This window comes from Maridesulfovibrio ferrireducens, assembly GCF_900101105.1.
GTDB lineage: Bacteria > Desulfobacterota > Desulfovibrionia > Desulfovibrionales > Desulfovibrionaceae > Maridesulfovibrio > Maridesulfovibrio ferrireducens.
This window is the reverse complement of sequence record NZ_FNGA01000003.1, coordinates 482652-507150: the sequence shown is the minus strand read 5'-3', so window position 1 is coordinate 507150 and position 24499 is coordinate 482652. Positions and strand designations below refer to the sequence as shown.

Annotated in this window: 23 protein-coding genes and 2 tRNA genes; 6 read left to right on the top strand and 19 right to left on the bottom strand. The window is 40.8% G+C overall.

Going from position 1 to position 24499, the window contains the following annotated elements:
- Nucleotide 1 precedes the first annotated feature (1 nt).
- The 3 genes from BLT41_RS11600 to BLT41_RS11590 all read right to left on the bottom strand — a co-directional run bounded on the left by BLT41_RS11600 (nucleotide 2) and on the right by BLT41_RS11590 (nucleotide 2592).
- Nucleotides 2-451 carry a metal-dependent hydrolase gene (locus tag BLT41_RS11600; protein ID WP_092161302.1) on the bottom strand — a complete coding sequence of 150 codons (450 nt, stop codon included), beginning with the start codon at nucleotides 449-451 and terminating at the stop codon, nucleotides 2-4.
- A 192-nt stretch (nucleotides 452-643) separates the two neighbouring features.
- A complete protein-coding gene (locus BLT41_RS11595) occupies nucleotides 644-1804 on the bottom strand; it encodes a SufB/SufD family protein (RefSeq protein WP_092161301.1) in 1161 nt (386 codons plus the stop codon).
- 26 nt (nucleotides 1805-1830) lie between these two features.
- Nucleotides 1831-2592 (bottom strand): ABC transporter ATP-binding protein, encoded by a 762-nt coding sequence (locus tag BLT41_RS11590; protein ID WP_092161299.1) that lies wholly within the window; start codon nucleotides 2590-2592, stop codon nucleotides 1831-1833.
- Nucleotides 2593-2945: 353 nt separating this feature from the next.
- Between BLT41_RS11590 and BLT41_RS11585 the strand changes: the two genes are divergently transcribed.
- Together BLT41_RS11585 and BLT41_RS11580 are read left to right on the top strand one after the other, a co-directional pair.
- Nucleotides 2946-3695, top strand: a complete 750-nt coding sequence (locus BLT41_RS11585; RefSeq protein WP_092161297.1) for a Smr/MutS family protein — start codon at nucleotides 2946-2948, stop codon at nucleotides 3693-3695.
- The gene (locus tag BLT41_RS11580) at nucleotides 3688-4722 is read left to right on the top strand and encodes an STAS domain-containing protein (protein WP_092161295.1); all 1035 of its coding nucleotides are present in this window, start codon (nucleotides 3688-3690) and stop codon (nucleotides 4720-4722) included. The genes BLT41_RS11585 and BLT41_RS11580 overlap by 8 nt, the downstream gene beginning before the upstream one ends.
- A 6-nt stretch (nucleotides 4723-4728) precedes the next feature.
- Here the strand turns inward: BLT41_RS11580 and priA are convergent, their stop codons facing one another.
- Genes priA through ftsH form a run of 8 tightly spaced genes read right to left on the bottom strand, consistent with a single transcriptional unit; the run spans nucleotide 4729 to nucleotide 14731 of the window.
- A complete protein-coding gene (priA, locus tag BLT41_RS11575) occupies nucleotides 4729-7071 on the bottom strand; it encodes a replication restart helicase PriA (RefSeq protein WP_092161293.1) in 2343 nt (780 codons plus the stop codon).
- Between the two features lie 11 nt (nucleotides 7072-7082).
- Nucleotides 7083-7844, bottom strand: coding sequence for a hypothetical protein (locus BLT41_RS11570; RefSeq protein WP_092161292.1), 762 nt, complete (start codon nucleotides 7842-7844; stop codon nucleotides 7083-7085).
- A complete protein-coding gene (gene galU, locus BLT41_RS11565; RefSeq protein ID WP_092161289.1) occupies nucleotides 7835-8704 on the bottom strand; it encodes a UTP--glucose-1-phosphate uridylyltransferase GalU in 870 nt (289 codons plus the stop codon). The genes BLT41_RS11570 and galU overlap by 10 nt, the downstream gene beginning before the upstream one ends.
- Nucleotides 8705-8758: 54 nt before the next feature.
- Nucleotides 8759-10108 (bottom strand): phosphoglucosamine mutase, encoded by a 1350-nt coding sequence (glmM, locus tag BLT41_RS11560; protein WP_092161287.1) that lies wholly within the window; start codon nucleotides 10106-10108, stop codon nucleotides 8759-8761.
- A 32-nt stretch (nucleotides 10109-10140) separates the two neighbouring features.
- Nucleotides 10141-11061 (bottom strand): CdaR family protein, encoded by a 921-nt coding sequence (locus BLT41_RS11555; RefSeq protein ID WP_092161285.1) that lies wholly within the window; start codon nucleotides 11059-11061, stop codon nucleotides 10141-10143.
- Between the two features lie 4 nt (nucleotides 11062-11065).
- Nucleotides 11066-11812 carry a diadenylate cyclase CdaA gene (gene cdaA / locus BLT41_RS11550; RefSeq protein ID WP_092161277.1) on the bottom strand — a complete coding sequence of 249 codons (747 nt, stop codon included), beginning with the start codon at nucleotides 11810-11812 and terminating at the stop codon, nucleotides 11066-11068.
- Nucleotides 11812-12654 (bottom strand): dihydropteroate synthase, encoded by an 843-nt coding sequence (folP, locus tag BLT41_RS11545; protein ID WP_092161270.1) that lies wholly within the window; start codon nucleotides 12652-12654, stop codon nucleotides 11812-11814. The genes cdaA and folP overlap by 1 nt, the downstream gene beginning before the upstream one ends.
- Nucleotides 12655-12667: 13 nt before the next feature.
- A complete protein-coding gene (gene ftsH / locus BLT41_RS11540) occupies nucleotides 12668-14731 on the bottom strand; it encodes an ATP-dependent zinc metalloprotease FtsH (RefSeq protein WP_092161260.1) in 2064 nt (687 codons plus the stop codon).
- A 194-nt stretch (nucleotides 14732-14925) separates the two neighbouring features.
- Here ftsH and BLT41_RS11535 point away from each other — a divergent pair.
- A tRNA-Sec gene (locus tag BLT41_RS11535) sits at nucleotides 14926-15019 on the top strand.
- Nucleotides 15020-15156: 137 nt separating this feature from the next.
- On the top strand, nucleotides 15157-15570 hold the full coding sequence (locus tag BLT41_RS11530; protein ID WP_092161258.1) for a bacteriohemerythrin: 414 nt from the start codon (nucleotides 15157-15159) through the stop codon (nucleotides 15568-15570).
- 62 nt (nucleotides 15571-15632) lie between these two features.
- On the opposite strand, the gene argH is transcribed toward BLT41_RS11530, so the two are convergent.
- The 7 genes from argH to BLT41_RS11495 all read right to left on the bottom strand — a co-directional run bounded on the left by argH (nucleotide 15633) and on the right by BLT41_RS11495 (nucleotide 22755).
- A complete protein-coding gene (gene argH / locus BLT41_RS11525; protein ID WP_092161257.1) occupies nucleotides 15633-17012 on the bottom strand; it encodes an argininosuccinate lyase in 1380 nt (459 codons plus the stop codon).
- Between the two features lie 160 nt (nucleotides 17013-17172).
- Complete coding sequence (locus BLT41_RS11520; protein ID WP_092161256.1) at nucleotides 17173-18408, bottom strand: argininosuccinate synthase; 1236 nt, start codon at nucleotides 18406-18408, stop codon at nucleotides 17173-17175.
- A gap of 19 nt (nucleotides 18409-18427) precedes the next feature.
- A complete protein-coding gene (gene argF / locus BLT41_RS11515) occupies nucleotides 18428-19405 on the bottom strand; it encodes an ornithine carbamoyltransferase (RefSeq protein WP_092161255.1) in 978 nt (325 codons plus the stop codon).
- Between the two features lie 193 nt (nucleotides 19406-19598).
- Nucleotides 19599-20054, bottom strand: coding sequence for an rRNA maturation RNase YbeY (gene ybeY / locus BLT41_RS11510; RefSeq protein WP_170830364.1), 456 nt, complete (start codon nucleotides 20052-20054; stop codon nucleotides 19599-19601).
- A complete protein-coding gene (locus BLT41_RS11505) occupies nucleotides 20051-21034 on the bottom strand; it encodes a PhoH family protein (protein ID WP_092161253.1) in 984 nt (327 codons plus the stop codon). The genes ybeY and BLT41_RS11505 overlap by 4 nt, the downstream gene beginning before the upstream one ends.
- Nucleotides 21035-21128: 94 nt before the next feature.
- Nucleotides 21129-21497 (bottom strand): response regulator, encoded by a 369-nt coding sequence (locus BLT41_RS11500; RefSeq protein WP_092161252.1) that lies wholly within the window; start codon nucleotides 21495-21497, stop codon nucleotides 21129-21131.
- A 91-nt stretch (nucleotides 21498-21588) separates the two neighbouring features.
- Nucleotides 21589-22755: a THUMP domain-containing class I SAM-dependent RNA methyltransferase gene (locus BLT41_RS11495; protein WP_092161251.1), complete on the bottom strand. Its 1167-nt coding sequence runs from the start codon at nucleotides 22753-22755 to the stop codon at nucleotides 21589-21591.
- A 214-nt stretch (nucleotides 22756-22969) separates the two neighbouring features.
- Between BLT41_RS11495 and BLT41_RS11490 the strand changes: the two genes are divergently transcribed.
- The gene (locus BLT41_RS11490; protein ID WP_092161250.1) at nucleotides 22970-23839 is read left to right on the top strand and encodes a pentapeptide repeat-containing protein; all 870 of its coding nucleotides are present in this window, start codon (nucleotides 22970-22972) and stop codon (nucleotides 23837-23839) included.
- Nucleotides 23840-23968: 129 nt separating this feature from the next.
- Nucleotides 23969-24307: a helix-turn-helix domain-containing protein gene (locus BLT41_RS11485; RefSeq protein WP_244512259.1), complete on the top strand. Its 339-nt coding sequence runs from the start codon at nucleotides 23969-23971 to the stop codon at nucleotides 24305-24307.
- An 80-nt stretch (nucleotides 24308-24387) separates the two neighbouring features.
- Here the strand turns inward: BLT41_RS11485 and BLT41_RS11480 are convergent.
- Nucleotides 24388-24471 (bottom strand) — tRNA-Leu (locus BLT41_RS11480).
- Nucleotides 24472-24499 lie beyond the last annotated feature (28 nt).

Sequence of the window (24499 nt, the reverse complement as noted above, 5' to 3'; positions counted from 1 at the left end):
CTTAAAACTCTTTATCCAGCAGCAGATGAGAGAAATATCCTGTTACAAACGCTACATAATATGGAAGTAAAGTCGGAAACTGCTGACCATAAACATAATATGGTAACACCAGCATAGGCATGGGAACTAACAGCATCGCCCACCAAGTATGTGTCCACCCGCGATGAGCACTTACCCCCGGCAGTATGGCCAAAACCCCAAGATATGCCGCCCACCTAAATTCTTCAAAATAAATCAACGCAAGCGACAGAATCAGCATCCCCGAATAAAAAATCCGTTTCCCCTTTGAATCTGTATCAATATCAGGGAAAAGCGCGCCGAGAACACACAGCACTATCAAAATAGCAACCTGCTGCGGATCAATAATATACATTCCGATGTTAACCAACAGTAAAAGAACCAATAGTCCAGCGACAATCGCTCCGCTGATATGTACTCTATATCCGGGCATTTTAATTCCTAATAGTATGTTTACTTTTCAATAAATTTAAGCAGTTAGAATAACGTTTAATTTTTATATGGAAAACTTTTGATCTTGTCTATTCCTGCTCTTGTTGCATTTTACACTTTAATTATTAAACCATAAAAAAAGTGCCTCTCCCTAAGGAAAGACACTTTAATAAAAACAATATTAAATGATAAATTACATAGCGTTACTTGAATCAAGTTCTGCAATCTGTTTGTCAATTTCAATCTGAAGCTTTTTAGGCAACTTCATATCATCAACATTCAGGAACCCACGCACAATGGTTGAAGTCGCTTCGTCCTCATCCATCCCGCGTGCCATCAGATATTCAATCTCTTCCTGAGCAATCTTACCCACAGCAGCCTCATGAGAGAGCTCAACGCCTTCCACAGTCGCTTCCAGCTCTGGAACAGCATGAATTATCCCGCCACCGAGAAGCAGTCCCTGACACTCAAGATGACCGCGTGCCGGAGCATTATTCCCCTGAATATGACCGCGGGAAATAATTGTTCCACCTGTTGTGATGGTACGGGAAATAATTTCGCCTCTTGTATTTGGCGCATTCTGAATAATGCGGGTACCTGAATCAAGGTGAGAACCTTCAGGTGCAACCAAAACGGAGTTAAAACGAGCAACAGCACCTTCACCATTAAGGTAAATGGTCGGATAGGATTGCATATCTTTAACTTTTTTGAGCAGTACGTAATTATTAATAAAAACTCCGCCCTCTTCAACAACTCCTGCGGTTCTAGGACGAACTGTGACGTTTTCGCCCCAGTTATGAACCATGGTGAAGGTAAGCTTGCCGCCCTTCTTCACGTAAATTTCAGAGATACCGAAATGAGCGCCGGTAAATTTGCTATGTGCCGCAGCGCAACCGGTAAGAATCTGAATCTCTGAATCTTCTTCTACAACAATGATGTTATGAATATTCTGACCGGATTGCTCAGCCTTCAAGAACAAACAAGATTGTACAGGAGCTTTAATTTTTGCACCTTTTTTAGTGCGTATAAAATATCCACCGTGAAGATTATCAGCGGCTGACTTTGTAAATTCATCTTTATCTTGATCAATCAGCTTAAAATAATAATCTGGAAGACCATCATACTTTTCCAGAGCTTTTTTGATATCCATAACTTCAACGTCTTTATTGGTTGAATCGCAATGGACATTTGAGTGGTCAACTTGCAAAAAAGTTCCACTAGTTTCTTCAGAATCTACATCAACACCTGCCATGAGTAACTGTTCTTTATCTTCATTATTTAAAGTAGATAGATCAGCTACGGCATCGTGCTCAAGGCCATCAAATTTATATAAATTGAGATCGACTTTTTTCATAATGTTCCTCCGTGGAGTTTATGCTTCTACTTCAAGCACTTAACGCATTCTTGATAACCATATTTGCGGATATGTTCCAGAATGTCGCGAGGTCTGGCTTCACAGCAGAGGTGTCCGTTGTAAAGGACCTGTCCACGGTCAGCGTTAATATAGTCGAGAATATGACCAGTATGCGTGATAATAAGTCCGCAAGTTCTGGGGCTTCTTTCTTTCTGCTCTTTCATGCTCAGATCCACGCCCGGGCGAATTTCGCCGTCAAGGAGAGTACGGACCATCTTGCCGATAAGGTGCATGTTTTCAAGATCAACACCGGATTCAGGTTCATCAAAAAGAAGCATATCAGGGTTTTGAGCCATCAACTGGAGCAACTCGGACCGCTTTATCTCACCACCGGAAAATCCCGAGTTGATATCACGGTCAAGAAAGGTTTCCATATTTACTTTTTCAGCCAGCCTTTCAACATCAACTTTAGAACCGTTTCCACACATTTCAACTAAATGTCTGGTTTTAAGGCCGTGGATGGTGGGAGGACGCTGAAAAGACATGCCTACTCCGAGGCGGGCACGTTCATAAATGGGAGCGTATGTAATATCTTCGCCCTTGAAAACAATTTTACCTTTAGTCACTTCGTAATTACTGAACCCCATAAGAGTCATTAATAATGAAGTCTTTCCAGATCCGTTAGGTCCGAAAAGGATAAAGGTTTCCCCTTCTTTTATATGTAAGTTGAGGCCTGTGATGACCTCCTTGTCGCCAATCTTGACGTGCAAGTCTTCTATCTTAAGCATTGAGTTCCCTCACTTTACAAGCGAAATGTCAAAAGCATTATCATTTGAGTAAATTAAAAACGCTTTCAAGAGCTAATAAAATAAACTTTTCAAGTCCAGAATTAAAAAGGCTTTTCCCGCAATAACAATCAACTGGAAAACTTATATTAAAAAGATATATTTATCACACGACTTAGACATGAAATCTAATTAGAATAAAATCTTCAAATATTTTTCACAATGAACAAAAAATGGACACGAGAATAAAAAAGTCAAGTTTAGAAGTAATAAAAACTTATATTTTAAGCATAGATTGATTTACTTAACCTGAAATTATGACTAATTTAAACATTCAATTTTTCAGGAGAAACAATATGGCTGACAACAGAATGAAATCGTTCACAGATTTAAAATCTATGAAATTTAAAGACAATAATAAAGATAAAGAAGAAGATCTCAAGATGCCGAAGTCTGTTCGGAAGGTTCTTGAATCACTAAAGAAAAAACCTAAACCGGAAATAGTTCAAGAACAGGAAGAAGCTCCGGTTGAAGAGGAAATGGCTTTCTTAAACGCCATGTCCGGAGTGAAAAAGATGGATAGCTCTACTGTAAAAGTTGAGCGGATTAAACCGGTAATTCCCGTTCCACCTCCCAAAGAGGATGGAAATGAATATTTAAGCAGTCTGGTTTCAGGAAATATAGAATTTGAAATCGAATACTCAGAAGAATTCATGTACGGACATGTTTGCGGTATTGATTCAAAGATATTTCAAAAGCTGAAAGCCGGATCTTTCAACCATGAAGCTCAAATTGACCTTCATGGCATGAATTCCGAACAGGCTTTCGACAACCTTATGTTTTTCATTAGAGAATCATTTCTCGAAGGACACAGATGCTTACTTGCTGTTACCGGCAAAGGCAAAAACTCTCCCGGAGGTCAATCTGTTCTCAAACGAGAGATTCAGGAATGGCTTACCCGCGATCCTTTCCGCCGTGTTGTTTTGGCTTTTTGTTCAGCACAACCCAAAGATGGCGGAACCGGGGCGATCTATATTCTATTGCGCAGACAAAAAAAAGTTAAAGGAAAGGTAAAGTGGGACAAAGGAATCAATTGGGATGAATAATTTCATTGAATCCCGTCAAATCAGGATTGCTTTTGGAATCCCTTTTGACAGTCTGGACTTCCATGAACTTTTAGTTGCTGTAGGGGAACTTGCTGCGTCCGGTAATAAGCATTTTATTTTTGCAGCATCCACCCCGTGGCTTTTAGAATACGGTAGAAACCCTCTTAACAGACTTGATGAAACAGACATGTTTCTCGCGGCGGATTCTACCCTAACAAAAATGGCCGAAAAAATTGGGCGAACCATTAAAATGCCCATGGAATATTTTGAATTTCCAGAACAGGTGGCACTCATTTGTGCGCATTATGGGCTCAGTCTTCTTCATATTTCAACCACCGCTTTAAAAACCGATATTCTTGTTCGCGATGGCTATGTCCCTCTTTCATGGGACTTATTTACTAACTTTAAAATTTCCGACAGTCTTGATGAAAAGCATAAAGAATCAATTATTTCCAGCGCCATCAGTTTAAAGCCGGATATCATTTTAATCTCTGCTTCGCCTGATGATTTAAGAGAATTTATCCCTGAAATTTATAAAAAAATACCCAATTGTTTATTGATTTGCACTCCAAAAGATGAAAAAAACTCAAATTTTAAAGATAAGATTAGGAATATTGTTTCATCTTTCATTCTGGTCCAGCAAGAAGCTCTTTTACTAAAGCGCATTAATGAAGCCTGTTCAAGTTCAACTCCCAGTTCCATAAGTTACGATGACAAAAAGGAACAGGCTATAATCAAAATTTCAGGGGTCTTAAATTCCAGAATAGTTCCCGAACTTAGAAGAATGGGAAAAAAGATGCTTCACAAGAACAAAGACCTTGGGCTGGATTTATCCAAAACAACGGCTCTATCTATCAACGGACTGGAATCAATAGTTTATCTGAACCGGATATTTACATGCGCAGGTCAAAAATTATTCATTAAGGCTATCTCACCGGAAGCCTTGATGCTTTTTCATCAATCAGGAATAGCATCTTTTTTTGAGAATTTTCCCGGCATAACAGATGAGACGAGTATTGAGCCTTGACCACAATTAAAGCATATTAACAGGATCAAGATCGAGAGTAATTCGTATATTCTTTTTATCTGGATTCTTTCTCATCATTTCAGCATACAGGTCACGGGTTTTAACCCAGTCTTCCGACTTAATCAGACAATTAAAACGCCTGCGCCCTTTAAGCTGAGACAACGGTGCAGGAACCGGCCCCATAGCCATCAGGCCGATTTTAGTAGCCGCCTCTCTAGTCTGATTAAAAAATGGAGGACACAAATCCTCTCCATCCCAATTAAGCGGATGACTGATTCTGATCAATGCTAATTTCGTGAACGGCGGATATCTGAATTTTCGCCTCTTCTCAATTTCCCGCTCAAAAAAAGTATTATAATCAGCTGAAGTAACAGAACTCCAAATCGGATTTTCAGGATTTCTGGTTTGAATAATTACTTCACCGGGTTTATCACCTCTACCCGCCCTGCCAGAAACCTGAACCAACAACTGAAATGTCCGCTCAGCAGATCTATAGTCCGGTAGATTAAGACCAAGATCTCCCTCAGAAACAACAACAAGAGTGACCCCTGGAAAGTTATGTCCTTTCGACAGCATCTGCGTTCCAACCAGAACCTGAGCATCACCTCTGGCAAAGCTCTTGAGAATCTCCTCAAGCCGCTCCTTTCTGCGAGTACTATCCCTGTCCATTCGTAAAATTTTAGTTTCCGGCGGCAAAGCTTTTGCGACCTGTTCTTCAAGTCTTTCTGTTCCACCACCCAAAGGGAGTAGATGACTACCTCCGCACATAGGACAAGGAAGCGGAAAACGATGAACATTTCCGCAATAATGACAGATAAGTTTTTCTCTGCCCTTATGATATGTCATGCTGACATTACAATGAGGACATTTGATTGGTTCTTCACAATCTGTGCAATAAATCAGAGGCGAAAAACCACGACGATTAAGCATAATTACAGCTTGTTCGCCTCTTTCCACAACTTCCTTTAAACGAGTTTCCGTTTCTAAAGCGAATGGTTGTTCCGGATTCTTAATCGCGCTGGTGTCAACAACCCGCACTTCCGGCAGCACACTTTTCCCAACCCGGCTCTCCATAGAAATCATCTTAAATGCGCCCTGCCGGGCTGCATAAAAAGTCTTTAAGTCTGGAGTTGCTGAACCTAATATCAGTAAGCTTTTTGTTTTTTGGGCAAGGAAATATGCAACTTCTTTAGCTTGATACGGAAGACGCTCTTCTTGTTTATAGGATTCGTCATGCTCTTCATCCACGATAAACAAACCGGGATTCTGAACGGGCAAGAACAACGACGATCTTGTGCCTATTATTAAAACAGGATTCTGCGATCCAGAAACAGCACGAAAAATAGCCTCTTTGCGCACAGGGGTCTGATATCCGTGATACAAATATTTTTCTACATCTGGAAATAAAGGACAAATACTATTCCAAAGCGAATAGGCAAGTGCAATTTCGGGCACCAGAACTACAGCAGAACGCCCCTGTTCCAGACATTTACGAGCGGCAGTCATATACACAAGTGTTTTACCACTTCCGGTGATTCCATGCAGAAGCTTAACTTCAAGCTTGTCACTATCCAGTGCAGATTCAATCTCTTCAATAGCTGACTTCTGCTGTTCGGTAGGAATAAACGCCCAATCTGCAGAAGTAACCGTACATTTTTCAGCAGGATTACGTTCCTCTTCGGGAGGCGGTCCCACTTTCAAAAGCAAATCTGACTGAAGTTTATTGATAACTCCTGTCGTCCAATCGCCCATAACTATTTTTAAAAAACCTTTTTCACGAGGTCCATTTTCATAAATATATTCTAAAACCTGCAACTGTCGTGCGGCATTAGGACGGACAGGCCACGGAGGATCGGTAGTCAGACTTACATATTCTTCCTTTTCAAGAGACGACGGCAGACAAACTTTCATCCTTCCATCATTATAGATGTGAACAAGTTTCATTCTGGATTCGAATGGCATGCTCGCGAGATCTACACCCTTCAAACGTGTGGGAAAATCTCGGTCTGCTATTTTGAACGACAACTTAGCACTTCTAAATCGTTTAGGAACAACGTTTTCTAAAACTTTACCAAGTGGCTGCAATTGTCTGGAAGCAATATTTCTGTATAATAGAAAATGAGTTAAATTTAGAAGAGGCTTCTTTTCAAGAGGCCAAATTATTGATTTAAGTTCAATATTTTCAGGAGGAATAGGCTGTATTTCGATTAGAAAAGCAACTCTGATTGATTTTCCAAGCGGAACAAGCACACGCTGACCTTCATGAAGTTCAGGAAGATCCGCGGGCGCTGAATAAGTATAAATTGAATAAGGCGGACTGGCGAGGCAGGCCTGCCAGAGTATAGACATTTCTGTTCCGACTACGGTTTAAGGCTGAGACATTTTTTCAAAACATCAAAAACAAAACCACTTGGTTTACCACAACTCGCATCTTTTTTAATCGCGGCGACGGAAAAAACAGCCGGAGAAATTTTTCTTCGAACTCCACGCCATTCAATTTTAAAGTCAACGGTTTCTTCTCCAGCTATCAGTGAACCTGAGTGAGGAAGTATAAAACCGGCAAATTTTGTATATGTGCCGAAGGTAATTGCTTTTGAAGAACCAAGTACAATCTTCAAAGGAGCGAAATTTTCATTATTAAGAAAGACTTGTGGAGAAGAATCATCTCCCGGCTCTGCTCCGAAAACAAAAGAAGGAGAGTCATCGGTAAAACCATAACTTCTGGAAGAATTGGTCACGCCGAGACTTATCCACTCACTTGTCGGATCATCTGGAATCCATAGCTGTAAAAGTGAAACCGGAAGATTACCTTCAACAGGACACTGAGCTTCTGTCTTAAAATATTGACCGACAGACTTTGCGGTAATAGTTCCATTCCCGTCAGAATTACATTCGAAAGTCTGTTTCCAATGATTATCCCCGCGAAGGATCGTAAGCGTTGTTCCCGGCTCAGATGGGAAAGTAATAACAGCCTCGTAAGATGTTAACGCACCGTATTTTTTATACAATGCCTCATCTATAGCTGTGTCGGACGGAAAAAAAGCCCTTGCCGAACTGCACCAAAGCAGGCTTACGGCAAGGACCAATGTAAACATTAAAACTGATATTTTTTTTACGAACAAGACAAAAGCTCCCGCAAGCTCTTTACTAAATCATCACGCAAACTTTCGTCCTGAAGAGCAAAATAGATATTAGCAGTAAGATAATCGACCCAGTCGCCGGCGTCAAATCTTTGTCCCCGCAACTTCACGGCCAAAAGTTTATTATCCTGAGCAAGGCACTGCAAAGCATCGGTAAGCTGAATTTCTCCGCCTACACCCGGTTCAAGATTTTCAAGATGATCAAAAATCTCAGGCAGCAAGACATAACGCCCAACTATTGCCAATCGAGACGGAGCTTGACCGAGAGGAGGCTTTTCAACAAGACTGCGAACTCTGTACATCCCCGGAGCAAACTCTTCACCCTGAATAATACCATAACGATTGACTTTATTTTCAGGGACTTCGATAACCCCGACAACAGCCATATTTTCAGTTCTTGCGGCATCAATAAGCTGCTTAATGCCCGGTTCCATACCGAACATAAGGTCATCACCAACCATTACGGCAAACGGATCATTCTTGCAGACTTCTTTTGCGCAAAGAACGGCATGTCCAAGCCCAAGCTGTTTTTTCTGACGAACGGAAATGATATTAACCATTTCAGCAACTTTTCGACACTCAGCTAAAATCTCAGTTTTACCGGCCCGCTTAAGCACGTCTTCAAGGCTTAAGTTATAATCAAAATGATCTTCGATGATTTTTTTATTCTGGTTGGTAATAAATACAACATCAGTGAGTCCGCTGGTCATAGCTTCTTCAACAACATGCTGTATAACTGGCTTCCTGAAAATCGGGAGCATTTCCTTAGGAATATTTTTAGTGGCAGGCAATGATCTTGTGCCCCAACCAGCAACCGGAATAATAACTTTTTTGATGACCATTGATCGGACTCCTTGAATATATTCAGTGTAATATTTTTACACCAAACAAATAAATTAACGTAAATGCTTTTCTAAAACTTCTGCAAGTTCAGAAGTATAAAGTTCAACCTTAGAACTGTCTTCTGCTTCAACCATAACTCTGGCTACAGATTCCGTCCCTGAATAACGCAAGAGGACACGCCCTCTATCACCGAGTTCTTTTTCAACTTTTTTCAGAGCTTCTTGCACAGCAGGAACCTCTTCAAAAGGGACCTTACGATTAACATGCACATTTTTCAAAGCTTGAGGATACAATTTCAACAACCCGGAAAGTTCAGATAGCGGCCTGTTCTTTTCGCAGAGTATACGTAATAACTGAAGAGCCGCAAGTAAACCATCACCGGTGGTGCTGTATTCTCTAAAAATAAGATGACCTGACTGTTCGCCTCCGAGAATTGCTCCTTCACGCCGCATCGCTTCCATAACGTAACGATCCCCGACAGGAGTTCTAAGAAGAGTGCCGCCATGATCCTTCATGAAATTTTCAAGAGCCATATTGCTCATAACAGTCGCAACAAGCATGTTTTTAGCAAGTTTTCCGCGCTCCATAAGATCCGCAGCGCACATTGCCATCAACTGATCACCGTCAAGAACCTGCCCTTTTTCATCGACAACGATCAAACGATCACCGTCTCCATCAATGGCAAGTCCGATATCTGCATTCTCTTCAATAACCCTTTGCCCTACGACTTCGGGATATAATGAGCCACATTTATCATTAATATTAAGACCATTAGGCTTATCGCCAATGGTGACGACTTCAGCTCCAAGCTCTTCAAACATATTGCCAAGACTATAAGTAGCTCCATTGGCACAATCAAGAACAAGTTTAATACCTTTAAGTGTCATTTCCTGCGGAAAACTATACTTCAAGTAAACAATGTAGCGGCCTCTGGCGTCTTCAATCTTAAAAGCTCTGCCTACCTTTTCAGACTGAGGATAATCCCAGTTAGGATTATCAGAAAGCACCATTTCTGAAATTTGATCTTCAAGCTCATCAGGCAATTTAAAACCATTTTTATCAAACAGCTTAATTCCATTATCCATGAACGGATTATGGGAAGCAGATATGACAATTCCGAGATCCGCACGCATGTTACGTGTCAGAAAAGATATGGCTGGAGTAGGCATCGGCCCTACCTGAAAAACATCCATTCCCATGGCGCAAAGACCTGCTGTCAGAGCTGATTCAAAAACATACCCTGAAAGCCTTGTATCTTTACCTATAATAACTTTGTGACGCTGCTTACCATTTCTAAAAAAATGGCCGCACGCAAGCCCTAGTTTCAATGCAATATCAGGTGTCATCGGGAAAATATTAACCTGACCACGCAGGCCGTCAGTTCCGAATAAACGTTTACTCATCCAAGATCTCCCAAGAAAGACAAAATCATACGTTAATGATCAGTTGGTGTCTGTCTCGATATTGTTACAGTTATTTCTTCAGGATTTTTCTTACTTACTATGCACCCTGAAGGGACGCTTACATCATAAGGTACGATGTTTTTACCATTTGGAATTGTTCCATTAATATCTATAGAAGCGGTAATTTCATTTCTAAAACCGCTCTTTCTAAAGAACGGCTTCGGCCCTTGCACATACAGCCTGACAAAGTTCTGGCTGGCAGTGAATTCAACTTCTTCAGGCCCAAGTATATATAGTGGAACTTTGACCCACATTTTTGCACTTCTTACTTTAAAATCCAAAGCAACTGAAACCATTCCAGGGTTGGATTCAACTTCCTCAGGAAGGTTCAAAGGAATATCTCCCCTCCAATTCTGAGGAGAATCAGTATCAAGCATTATAGTCTGAGTGCGAACCTGAGCAACCTTTTTAAGAATAGATGCCGGTCCACGTAAAGTGACTTCTGACGGATCAGATGATTTTTCTGTCAGTGTATAATCACGATCCAGTTTTCCCTTCCATGTGGGAATTACCGAAACTTTCTTTTTCACATACATATCAACATCAAGATTGATAGTAGAAGGATTCATTTCTATGACTTCCAAAGCACTGCCGAGTCCCAGCTTATCAGCAACAATAGCAATTGGATTCGCGCCTAATACCAGCTGTCCGGTATCAAGGGAATAGGCCATTTTTTTAGTATCAAGATTACGAATTAACCCCTTTGGCCCCCTAACTCGCGCCGAGACTTTAGAAATCATACCACTGCGTATAATCATACCCTGTGGAGGATTGACAATTTCCAAAGGAAATTCAACCCAAGTTTCGACAAGGTCACGTCCTGTTACCAGATACCATGTCAAAATGGACATCATCAATGCCAATACGGCTATTTTCCAGCGCTCATTTACCATAATACTAACTCAAAGTATTTTTGAGTACACGTTTAAGTCTGACTATATCCAAACTTGTAGTAAGCTTGCCGCCTATTGCAACAGAGATAGAGCCTCTTTCCTCCGAAACCACGATTGCAACAACATCTGTTTCTTCACTGATCCCTAAAGCGGCTCTATGCCGTGTGCCTATTGAGCTCTGCTGAGTCGAAACCTGTGCAAGAGGCAAAATGCAAGAAGCTGCAACAATCCTGTTTGAGTTAATAACAACCGCCCCGTCATGCAACGGAGTGTCAGGCCAAAAAATATTTATAAGAAGCTGTTTAGTTATTTTTGAATCTACTTCGACGCCTTTTTCAATAATATCCCCAAGAGGAACATTCTTTTGAATAACGACAAGCGCGCCTATTTTACGTCGAGCCATAGAATCCATGGCTGAACAGATTTCATCAATGACTGCAATTTTAAAATCGTTTTTCCGCCAAAAACGTCCGGCCCCCATCTGAGCTAGGCCTTTACGGATATCACGTTGAAATAAAATAATAATAATAAGAAAAATTGAGCTAAGAAAATTGGTAAGAAGCCAGTTCAGGGTATAAAGACCGAAAACATCGGAAGTGTAATAAACGAGCAATATAAAAAATAAACCCCAGATTATTGCAGCAGCACGCGTTCCACGCACCAAAAGAATCACATAGAAATAGACCACCGCGACGAGGCCGATATCCAGCAATTCCTTCCATGAAATCTGAAATCCTAAAAATTCAAACATTAACTACCCTCGGTAATCGCCTTCACAACCTTCAAGGTCTGAAAAGTCAACGCAACATCATGAACCCGATGAATCGGCACTCCGCGAGCCGCTAGAATAGCCGTGGCTGCCTGTGTTGCATTTTGACGTTCGTGCGTTTCAAGCCCCAATAACTTGCCCCATAAGGACTTATTTGAAAGTCCCATGTAAACCGGAAAACCTAAATCCATCAACACATCAATATTCTTTAGTATCGCAAGATTATGCTCAAGAGTTTTACCAAAACCTATGCCTGGATCAATTACTATGTTTTTTTCGGGTAATCCAGCCTTTAAGAGTTTTTCAAGACTTTTTTTAAAAAAAGATAAAACATCTTCAATCACATCATCATATTGTGGAGATAATTGCATCTTTTCAGGAGAACCTTGACTATGCATTAACACATAACCGGGCTTCTTGTCCGCTACAATTTCAAGCAAAGCCGGATCTGAGCTAAAGGCTGAAACATCGTTTACAATTGAAGCTCCAGCTTCAATTGCTGCCAAAGCAACTTCATGCTTCACCGTATCAATTGAGACAACATGATCTTTGGCAAGTTCCTCAATCACAGGAACAACCCTGCGAAGTTCTGCTTCCACAGAAACAGGTTCTGCAAAAGGTCTGGTGCTTTCTCCGCCCACATCTAAAATATCAGCCCCCTGTGCAGCTAACATTCTTCCATTGGCAATAGCTTTCTGAGGATCGTAGTTTGTGCCTCCGTCATAAAAAGAATCAGGAGTAACATTCACGATTCCGGCAATAAAAAAAGGGGCAGGGCCTAAAACCCTGCCCCCTTTAATGGTCCATGTATAGGTCCGATTCATTTCACTCTTCCGACTACTCAGAGCCTTTTTTATCTTCAGAAGGTTTCGCTTCTTCAGATTTATTTTCGGATTCTTCGCTGTCAATTGATCCGTCAAAAGAAAAATCTTTCTTTTCTTCTTCAGAATCATTTTTTGAATCAGTTACAGTGTCATCTTCAACTTTTTCTTCAACGGTTTCTTCAACAGGAGTATATCCTGTTTTTGCTGTGGAGGCATACGCCTTTGCACCAGTTGAAGGCTTTACGGTAGAATTAACTTTTTCAAGCGGAGGTAATACGCCGCCGTCCATAAGAATATCAATTTCACTACCGGAGATAGTTTCACGCTCAAGCAATGCTTCAGCCAGCTTGTGAAGAAACTCTTTCTTCTCGCTCAGCAAAGTCCTAGCGGTCTCTTGAGCGGTATCAATAATTCTTCTGACTTCTGAATCTATAAGACGCGATGTGTCTTCACTGAAGTCTTTGCCGTGACCGAATTCCTTGCCTAAGAAAACCTGATCATTAGTCTCACCGAAGGTCATAGGTCCGAGCTTCTCACTCATACCCCATTGGCAAACCATACTGCGGGCCATCTTAGTTGCGCGCTCAATATCGTTGCTGGCACCGGTTGTCATCTGATCAAGAATCAACTCCTCTGCTACACGGCCGCCAAGCAGCATAACCAGAGTATCTTCAAGGTATTTTTTAGAATAGTTATGACGATCATCAACAGGAAGCTGCTGAGTTACCCCAAGCGCTCTTCCTCGAGGAATAATCGTAACTTTATGCACAGGATCAGTATTTTCAAGAAGTCTAGCTACAAGAGCATGTCCGGCTTCATGATAAGCAGTAGTTTCTTTTTCCTTGTCGTTAAGGATAAGACTACGGCGTTCTCTGCCCATAAGGACTTTGTCTTTAGCTTCTTCAAAATCAATCATATTAACGTAATCTTGATTATTTTTAGCAGCGTACAATGCAGCTTCATTCACAAGATTTTCAAGATCAGCACCGGAAAATCCGGGTGTTCCGCGAGCAATAACATCAAGATCAACTTCTTCTGCAAGAGGAGTCTTGCGAGTGTGGACCTTAAGAATATGAGCTCTACCCCTTACGTCAGGAGTCGGAACAACAACTTGTCTGTCGAAACGCCCGGGTCTAAGTAGTGCGGGGTCCAAAACGTCAGGTCTGTTGGTAGCGGCAATAAGAATAACGCCTTCGTTAGACTCAAAACCATCCATCTCAACGAGCAACTGGTTAAGAGTCTGCTCGCGTTCGTCATGTCCACCGCCGAGACCAGCTCCACGCTGACGTCCAACTGCATCGATTTCATCAATAAAAATCAAGCAAGGTGCATTCTTTTTACCCTGAGCAAAAAGATCACGAACACGGGATGCACCGACACCGACAAACATTTCAACAAAATCTGAACCGGAAATGGAAAAGAAAGGAACACCTGCTTCACCGGCAACTGCACGGGCAAGTAATGTTTTACCTGTTCCCGGAGAACCGACGAGAAGCACGCCTTTCGGAATACGTCCACCCAAACGGGTAAACTTTTTAGGTTCACTTAAAAATTGTACTATTTCAGAAAGTTCCTCTTTAGCTTCATCTACGCCGGCAACATCTTGAAATGTTACTTTAGCACTTTCTTCATTAAGCATGCGAGCTTTGGACCGCCCGAAAGACATGGCTCCGCCACGACCTCCGCCGCCGCCTCCACCCTGCATTTGACGCATGAAGAAAATCCACACACCGACCAATAACAACATAGGGAACCAAGAAATAAACAGGGTCATATACCAAGGAGCATCTTCTTCCGGCTCCGCGACCACTTCAATTTTATTTTTAATCAGACTCGGAACAAGACTTGGATCATTTGGGCTGTAGGTAACAAAGCGCTTGTCTCCGACCATTACTCCACTGATTTTATGTCCCTGAATCTTGACCTGTATGACTTCTCCCTGATCAACTTTCATAAGAAAATCAGTATAGGATACCTTGAGCTGGGGAGCTACAGGCTGGTTAAAAAGATTGAACAAAACAATCATCACCAACATGATGGTTACCCAGACCAAGAGATTCTTGGCAAAACTGTTCAAAATTCATCTCCTTCATATTTGTCCGGCTTATTGCCTGCAAGACGCAGACTGTCGGCATTCGGACTAAAATCAGTTCTTAGTTTAGTTTCAATCAGTATTAATAAGACTAATTCTAAAAAAGGCAAGGGGAATAGGAAAGATTATTAATGCTTGCCCTTACCTTATAAAATTGGTAGCTGATTTTCTTCACGAACGGAAGTGTTTCGTCACCGGTGTGGCGCCTGGACTTCAAATCCAGTGGACGGGCTAACCCTCGTCGGTAGGTTCGACTCCTATACACTTCCGCCATTCTAAAAAACAGACATTCCCTCTACCTTCACACCATCTCTTTTATAATACACTTGCAGTCAGTTTATAAACATGTATTTTATAAAAAATACTAATCAATATTTAGTTTTTCAACACACACAGGTAAGGAGCTTTTTATGGATTCCAAATGTATAAATGGAAACTCTTTATGCACTGGCGTTGGAATTATAGACGGCCAACATCATAACTTATTTAAATTGCTTAAAAAAGTCCGTGCACATGCGACCTTATTAGATACAGATGAAATAGACACCATCATAGATGAACTCTTTCTATACAGTCTATATCACTTTGAAACGGAAGAAAACCTGCTAAAAAAATACAACTTAGACAGCTTTCCCAAACACCTTGATCAGCATAGAGAATTTACTGAAAAAATTGAGCAATTTAAAATAGATTATATGCTTCAAAAAACTGAACTCAGCAACGAAATTATAGATTTTTTAGAGCAATGGATCATAAATCATATTGAAAAAACAGATCTTGCTGATTTCAAATCAGCCAAGAAAATTGATGCAGATAAGTTATAAAAAAGCTCCATTCAATTTGTATAGAGCTTTTTTATAACTATTCGTAAAAACAAAATAATTCTTTATTTGAGCCAGCTCTTTAATTCCGAAATCTGAGATTTGACAGATTCAGGTCCCGTTCCACCGGGTGAAACTCTACGCCTGACTGCAGCTTCATACGAAAGTACTTCAAAGACATCTTCCTCTATTTTCTCAGAAAAAGATTTCAATTCAGCAAGTGTCATATCTTCTAGACCCTTAGCTGCTTTTTCAGCATAAGCAACAGCCGCTCCGGTGATGTGATGCGCTTCACGGAAAGGAATGCCTTTACCTACAAGATAATCTGCAAGTTCAGTCGCATTTAAAAAGCCTTTTTTAAGCGCCTTTTCCATGTTTTCAGCGTTAAAGCCCATTGCTTCCATCATGTCTCCCATTATGGAAACAGATGCGTAAACTGTTTTATGTGCGTCAAAAAAAGGTTCTTTGTCTTCCTGCATGTCCCTATTATACGCAAGAGGAAGCCCTTTAACGGTGGTAAGCAGTGACATTAAATCACCGAAAACTCTTCCCGTTTTACCGCGCATAAGCTCGCAGACATCGGGATTCTTTTTTTGCGGCATTATGGATGAACCGGTCGAAAAAGCATCCGGCAATTTTATAAAACCGAAACATGGATTCGCCCAGATAATAAGCTCTTCACAGATTCTGCTAAGATGAGTCATAACAAGACTGCCGGTAAAAATAGCTTCTAATACAAAATCCCGATCAGAAACAGCATCCAGGCTGTTGCGGAACGTATCATCCATACCAAGCTTTTCTGCCGAAGAAGCCGGTTTTAAAGGATAGGTTGTCCCAGCAAGAGCAGCAGCTCCGAGCGGACATACATTCGCTCTTTTTATGCAGTCACATACGCGGCTGTGATCTCTTTTAAACATCCACGCATAAGCAAGCATATGATGAGCAAGACTTACAGGTTGAGCAGGCTGTAAATGGGTATATCCAGGAAGGAGAACTTCACGATTAGCTTCAGCTTTTTCGGTGAATACGAAAATCAGCTTTTCAAGTGCTGTTTTCCACTCTTCAAGGCTACGTACAACATACAGACGAAAATCAAGGGCAACCTGATCATTACGACTGCGGCCTGTATGAAGTTTTCCGCCGACGGCTCCGACTATTTCAGTCAGCCTGCTTTCAATATTCATATGGAGATCTTCCATCTCCTTTTTCCATTCGAACTTGCCTGATTCAATTTCTTTGAGGACGGTATCCAAGCCTTTGACTAAAGTCTGGGCTTCCTGAGCGGTCAATACGCCCTGCTCTGCGAGCATCAGCGCATGTGCTTTGGAACCTTCGATATCTTCGCGATAAAGAGTTTTATCAAAGCTGACAGACTGTGTGTAGTCTTCTACTGACGCAGCTGTTTTTTGAGCAAATCTACCGCCCCATAATTTTGCTTCAGCCATAAGTAATACCTCGCAATCTCAATGTTTGCTAAAAAATAAAATTTTATAAAGAAAAATCCTGCCATGGATCAAATATCAGTCCAAAGAATTGAAATGACTCGACACTGGCAGGATTTAAAAACTCAGGCAGAAAAAAATCCACCTGAGCAATATTATTTAACTATTTATCGCAGTTTTCGCCGTCTTTCAGCCAGTTGCTTCCAGATTCAGCAGTTTTACCCTTCAATCTTAAACCGATAAGCTTAATGAAGCCTTCAGCATCTTTCTGATCATATACATCATCTTCTTCAAATGTTGCGAGATCAGAACGATAGAGAGAATAAGGAGACTTACGTCCTTCCGGAATAACATTACCTTTGTAGAGTTTTACTCTGACTGTTCCGGTAATTTTTTCCTGTGTCTTATCAATCATAGCCTGAAGAGCTATACGTTCAGGAGCATACCAGTATCCATTGTATACCATTTCGGCATATTTAGGAATAAGGCTGTCACGAAGATGCATAACTTCGCGGTCCATACAAAGTCCTTCAAGATCACGATGAGCAATATGAATGATTGTTCCACCCGGAGTTTCATAAACACCGCGAGACTTCATTCCTACGAATCTGTTCTCAACCATATCGACTCTTCCGATACCATGCTTTCCACCGAGTTCATTGAGTTTTTCAACGAGAGCGGCAGGAGAATGACTGACACCATTAATAGCGACAGGATCCCCACGTTCGAAATCAATAGTGATGATTTCTGGTTCATCAGGAGTCTGTTCAATAGGAGTACAATATCTGTATGATTCAGGAGATGGAGCATTCCAAGGATCTTCAAGTTCGGAACCTTCAAAACTTACATGAAGAAGGTTAGCGTCCATTGACCAAGGTTTGCGGCGAGTAACAGGAATATCTATTCCGTTTTTCTCAGCAAACTTAATAAGGTCAGTACGAGATTTAAGATCCCATTCACGCCAAGGTGCAATTGTTTTAAGTCTGGGATTCATACCCATTGCACCAAGTTCAAAGCGAACCTGATCATTCCCTTTACCAGTAGCGCCATGTGAAACAGCCTGAGCGCCTTCGCTTTCAGCAATTTCAACCATTCTTTTAGCAATCAAAGGACGGGCAATGGCTGTACCTAAAAGGTAGCGTCCTTCATAAATTGCTCCGGCACGAAAGCAAGGGAAAATAAAATCACGCGCAAATTCTTCACGCAGATCTTCAACAAATGCTTTGGTGGCACCCGTTGAAAGCGCTTTCTCTTCGATTCCGTCAAGTTCTTCTCCCTGACCAAGATCCGCGGTGAGAGTTATAACTTCACAATCATATTCTTGCTTGATCCATTTCAATATAATTGAGGTATCAAGACCTCCGGAATAGGCCAAAACAACTTTTTCAACTTTACTCATTATTAATTCCTTCCAATTCTTATTCTATTGCATGAACGTTCGGAAGAACTTGAACAGGTCCGAGAATTTTCTCAACTGCTTCAAGGTCAACTTCAATTCCATTTACTGCCCATTCCAAAATAGCTTTCTGCATATGCAGTCTGTTTTCAGCCTGATCAAAAATAATAGATCTAGGACCATCAAGAACATCGGCTGTAACTTCCTCTTCCCTGTGTGCTGGCAGACAATGCATAACTTTACAATCAGGAGCTGCGTGAGCAAGGAGTTCTTCGTTAACCTGATAAGGAAGGAAAGCCTTCATACGCTCTTCCTGTTCCTCTTCCTGCCCCATGGAGGCAAAAACATCGGTGTTAACATAATTAGCACCCTCAACAGCTTCAATAGGATCATAGCTCATATTGATTTTCGCACCCATAGCAAGAGCGCGGGCAAGAACGTCAGAATTCGGCTCATACCCTTCAGGAAACGACAATGTGAGATAAATAGGGAAATATATTGCTGCATTAATCCATGAATGCGCCATATTGTTACCATCGCCAACCCATGCGACATGGACATTTTCAAGATCAGGAGTTCTTTCGTAAATAGTCAACATATCACTCAAAACCTGACAGGGATGATATCTGTCAGTAAGAGCATTAATAACCGGGACAGTTGAATATTCTGAAAGAGTACGAACCTTCTGCTGCTCAAAAGTTCTCACAACAAGCGCATCAGCATAACGGGATAATACGCGTGCGGTGTCTTCAAGAGGTTCACTTCTTCCGAGCTGAGATTCAGCGGGGGTCATAAAAATTGAATGACCGCCGAGCTGCTCAATCGCAACATCGAAGGATACTCTGGTTCTTGTAGAAGCTTTTTCAAAAATCAGAATAACAGTTTTACCTTCAAGGCTTTTGTTTCTGATTTTATTATCTTTAAGCTCTTTTGCCCTGAGTACGAGCTGGCCGAGTTCTGAACGTGGAACATCATTTATTTTAAGCAGATGTCTGATCATTTTTAAACTCCAAATAGTATGTGAATAAGCTCTAAAAACAATAACGGAAAATTATTGCTCATAAGAGCAGCTATTGTAAACCATAATTTATAGTGAAATTTAAGCGGATAGCATTAAATAGGCAAAAATAAACGAAAAACAGTATTAGCCGAATCAAAATTCAGTTCACTAATACAAACGGGCTGGCGCGCTATCAGTGCCAACCCACTATTCGCTGTCGGAAAATAGGGGCAACGGTCTCAACGGCAACATCTGTAAGCGAGTACATCTCCTGCCCGTGATCATATCCAGCCAAATGCAGCAAAGCATGAGCCAGAAGCCTGACAAGGTGATCTTCGGGGACTTGGCCGTAAAGCCTTGTCTCACGAGCTAATGTATCAACAGACAGAACAATTTCACCCAAATATTTATTTTTAGTAATATCTGGCGTTTCAGAAAAAGGAAAACTCAAAACATTGGTAGGCCCGACGCAACCTAAAAAATCATGATTGATCACGGCAATAGCCGAATCGTCAGTTATTTTTAAATCAAAGTCGAAACCGTCTATCTTTAAGGCGTTAAGCAGAAGTTCAGCCATATGTGTCACTTCTCTTTTGCTCAACGGAAAATTAGAATCAGGTCTACACTCATATGTTAATGATAGGGTCATATTTTGCCGCCACTGCATTCATAAGAATCATAGGCCCTTACTATTTTTGAAACAAGAGGATGCCTGACAACATCCGTGTCTTCAAATTTCACAAAACTGATCCCTTCAACATTTCTAAGAATATTTTTTGCAACAACCAGACCCGATGAAATATTTGTCGGCAGATCAACCTGAGTAATATCACCGGTAATTACTGCTTTGGAACCGAATCCAAGACGGGTAATAAACATTTTCATCTGTTCAGGAGTGGTATTCTGCGCTTCATCAAGAATAACGAATGCGTTACTCAACGTTCTACCGCGCATAAAGGCTAAGGGAGCTATTTCAATGATGTTTTCTTCAATCATGTCCTGAACTTTTGCATAATCCAGCATATCATAAAGAGCATCATAAAGCGGACGCATATAAGGATTGACCTTATCCACAAGATCACCGGGCAGAAAACCGAGCTTTTCTCCAGCTTCAACAGCCGGCCTAGTCAGAATAATTTTTTTAACTTCTTTCCGGGTATAGGCGTAAATAGCCATTGCAACAGCAAGATATGTCTTTCCTGTTCCGGCCGGACCAATGGAAAAAACCATATCATTTTCACGAATAGCAGAAAAATAAGCACGTTGAGTAAGTGTGCGAGGAGAAATTGTTTTTTTTGAAGAAACTGAAAACAGTTCGTCTCTGAAAATTTTTACAAGGTCCGCGGCGGGATTGCGGCATAAAATTTTATACGCAGCTTCCACGTCTTCCGGAAAAACTTTTTTTCCAGACTTAAGCACGGAATAAAGTTGACTGAAAGACTTCGCGACAGGATCAATAAGCTCATGACTATCCGCTATCAGATGTAACGAATTGCCCCTGCTATTAATCTGCACGCCCGAAAGCTTTGAAATTGCATCAAGATTTGAATTCTGAGCGCCAAAAAGCGTACTCGATAACCCAACATCATCGAATTCCAATTTTACCCGTATTTTTTCTTGTTCAGACATTTAGATACTACTCTTCTAAGATTTGTCAGGAAGAAATACGGCAGGTTTAAATAATATGCAACTGAATGCTTTAATAAGATTTAGTGCAGAATTATTATTCAGAGAGCAATTCATCTATCGCCGATATAATTGCTTTTGAATCAAACGGTTTGGTAAAGGTATACTTCACACCAAACATCTTAATCCAATCCAAAGAATCATAATTTGCTGAAGAACTTCCGCCTGAAACTGCAATAATCTTAACATCAGGGTTTTCTTTAATAAGTTCCCTTACAGTTTGCACACCTTCTTTTTCAGGCATAAAAATATCAGTTATAACAAGATCAATAGAGCTTTTATCGTAATTATTAACAGCTTTTACACCATCTTCTGCTTCCGAAACAACATGACCTTCTTTCTCCAGCATTGCACGAAGAATTTGACGAGATATGGGATCATCATCAACGACGAGAATCCGAGGCATAACCAAACTCCTTAACAATTATATTGTATGCTACTTAGATATCCTTTCAACAAGTAAATATCTAAGTAGCATACCGGAAAACAAAATCAAATTAATATTTTCGTTTGCCGCTACCGGCGAAAACTTCATATTCGAGCAGTCTGCATTCAATTTTAGCATTATAAAAAAGCAGTCTACGGGAAGTTCTAAGCCCTATACATTTGGCTAAATCTGAATTTCCGGTAAAAACGAACCCTTTATAGCCCTGACATTTATTTTTCAAAAAATCGCCGATGGCTGTATAAATCTTCTCAAGCAGAGTAGAAGTTCCCATTCTTTCGCCGTATTCAGGATTAAAAAAGATAATGCCCTTACCTTCCGGTATAACCGTATCCCGAAAATCACAAACTTCAAATTCTATGTGATGTTCAACCCCTGCTGCACGCGCATTTTTACGGGCAGCCTCGATAGCTTCAGGATCAAGATCAGTTGCAATAATTTTTCCATCAAATGAAGTAAGTTCTCTATCTTCAGCCTCCATACACAAATTATCCCAATACGCCTCATTGTAACCAGGCAGTCTCATGAAAGCATATGTATCGCGGATAAGGCCCGGAGCACCGGAAAGAGCAATAAGAGCAGCCTCAATTGCAAGAGTACCACTACCGCACATAGGTGAAATAAAGTTTCCGCGTCCGGTCCACCCTGTAGCTTTAACCAAAGTTGCAGCCAGTGTTTCCTGCAAAGGAGCTTTATGAGGAAGCTTTCTATATCCTCTTTTAGAAAGAGGCACACCGGAAGTATCAAGATAAATAGTACAGTCGTCGCCTCTCCAATGGAGAAAAACGATAATTCCTGTCATTTCAGGACCGGAAGAAGGTCTTCTGCCCAGTTTTTCGCGCACCTTGTCAACGATGGCGTCTTTAACTCTGACGTTGGCAAACCGTGTATCTGTAATAGTTTCAGTTATAACTGAGGAAGTAATCGTGAGATAATCGTCCGGAGAAATAATTCTTTCCCATTCCATTTCTTTAACTTCTTCGTACATCTGATCAGGAGTGGCAGCCTTAAATTTCTTAAGCTGGTACAACACTCTATGCCCGCAACGAGTCCACAGGTTGAGGCGCATACACTCATTAAGAGAAGCCTTGGTTTCAACCCCGGCATAAAATTCGTTTCTTACCTTAAAGCCCATCTTCGTAATTTCTTCCACAAGATAAGGCGAGAAACCTTTAGGACAAGTGACCATAACTACACTTTTGCGTTCAAAATCGAGCATTATATCCTCATTTGGCGTGAATTTAAAAATATACCATCAAATCTGTTTGTAACGGATATACAGAAAAGTTGAAATCCACAAATCATTTTATGAAACACAAAAAACCAGAACAGGGGATTTTTGTTAAGGAACGGTTGTGATACGATTCTGCACATGATATCAACAATAACTAGAATCTGATAATTCGCATTTATCTTAACCGCGGAGGTTCATCATGACCAAAGAGTTGTTTAAAAAAATAATTTTCAAGTTCTATCATTACTCTGGAATACGTTTTATATCAGAAATGATAAACCCTCCCAGCAATGCCGAAATGAATAAAAGCGAATACCGCAAACCTAGTAATTTTATTCCTTGGATTTTTAGTATTTACATAATCATTTTTGGCATTGCATCTAGTCGCTATGAAGGGGATATTAATTCTTATAAGATGCTAATTTCAACATTTCAATCGCATATGGGAGCCAATAATATAACTGATGTTTGTGCAGAATTAGCTCCTCTTCAAAAAGTAAAAGTTTCGGTAGAACCGGATTTTATTTATTTTTGGGAAACAATTTCATCTTTTTATAAAAATGAACCATATGAAATTGGCAAGCAAGTGCTTATTCAAACAGTCTCAACACATAACAAAAATTTACAAAATGCGACTCTATATATGGCAGACCTTAGAGAAGCTAATCTCTATGAAGCCGACCTCAGAGAAGCCAATCTCAGAGAAGCAGATTTACGTGGAGTCGACTTCTATAATGCCAAATTAGATAAGACCGACTTCAGTAAGGCCAAACTTTTAAACGCTAAATTTGGTGAGGCTAACCTCAGAAGTGCCAAATTCCAAAATGCTACACTTCATAACGCTATGTTCATTTCAGCCGACTTACAATCAACTTATTTCAATGGAGCTGACCTTTATAATGCCACATTTAAATGTGCAAAACACCTTAGAGCCGGACAGCTTAACACAGCTAAAACACTTTACAAAGTAACATTACCTGAAAAGTTGGAAGACCGCGAAACTCTCAACAGCACACTCTTCGAAAAACCTGACTGGCTCGAAGAAGCTTTGAAAGCAGATAAAGAGTAAACAAGATAAACAGCAAAACTAGAGATATCCACTATGCCAGTAGAAACCGGATCAGAAAATGTATTTGCAGATCTTAGCTTAGAACAACCGGAAGAATTAACCTACAAGTAGATAAAGAATGACTAAGCCATGATAAAACCGAAAACAAAAAAGCCAAAAAAAGATACGGAAGATATAGCTGACGCGCTCAAGCAATTCATGCAGCTTGCACAATATGAAGTACCGGAAGTAAATGAGGATAGCGATGAATTGTTGCCTTTCGACGAAGCCTTTCCTGAACCTACTCCTGCTCAACTTCTACGCGGAGCCAGAACCCGCGAAAATATGACTCAAGCGAAACTTGCTACAGCTGTCGGAATTCATAGAAACAGCATTTCTGAAATGGAAAGAGGCGTACGCAATATCAGCGTTGATATGGCTAAACGTTTAGGAAAAGTTCTCAACACTTCGTACAAACGCTTTATATAATAAGATAACGGAAACCCACAAAAAAAGCCCCGAAGACTGATGTACTAGACATCTATCTAAGGGGCTGTTTTTATTCTGGTTGGTGCGAAAGGAGAGACTCGAACTCTCACGGATTAACCGCTGGATCCTAAATCCAGTGCGTCTACCAATTCCGCCACTCTCGCAACCAGTTATGTCTATCGTTGTTCGCCG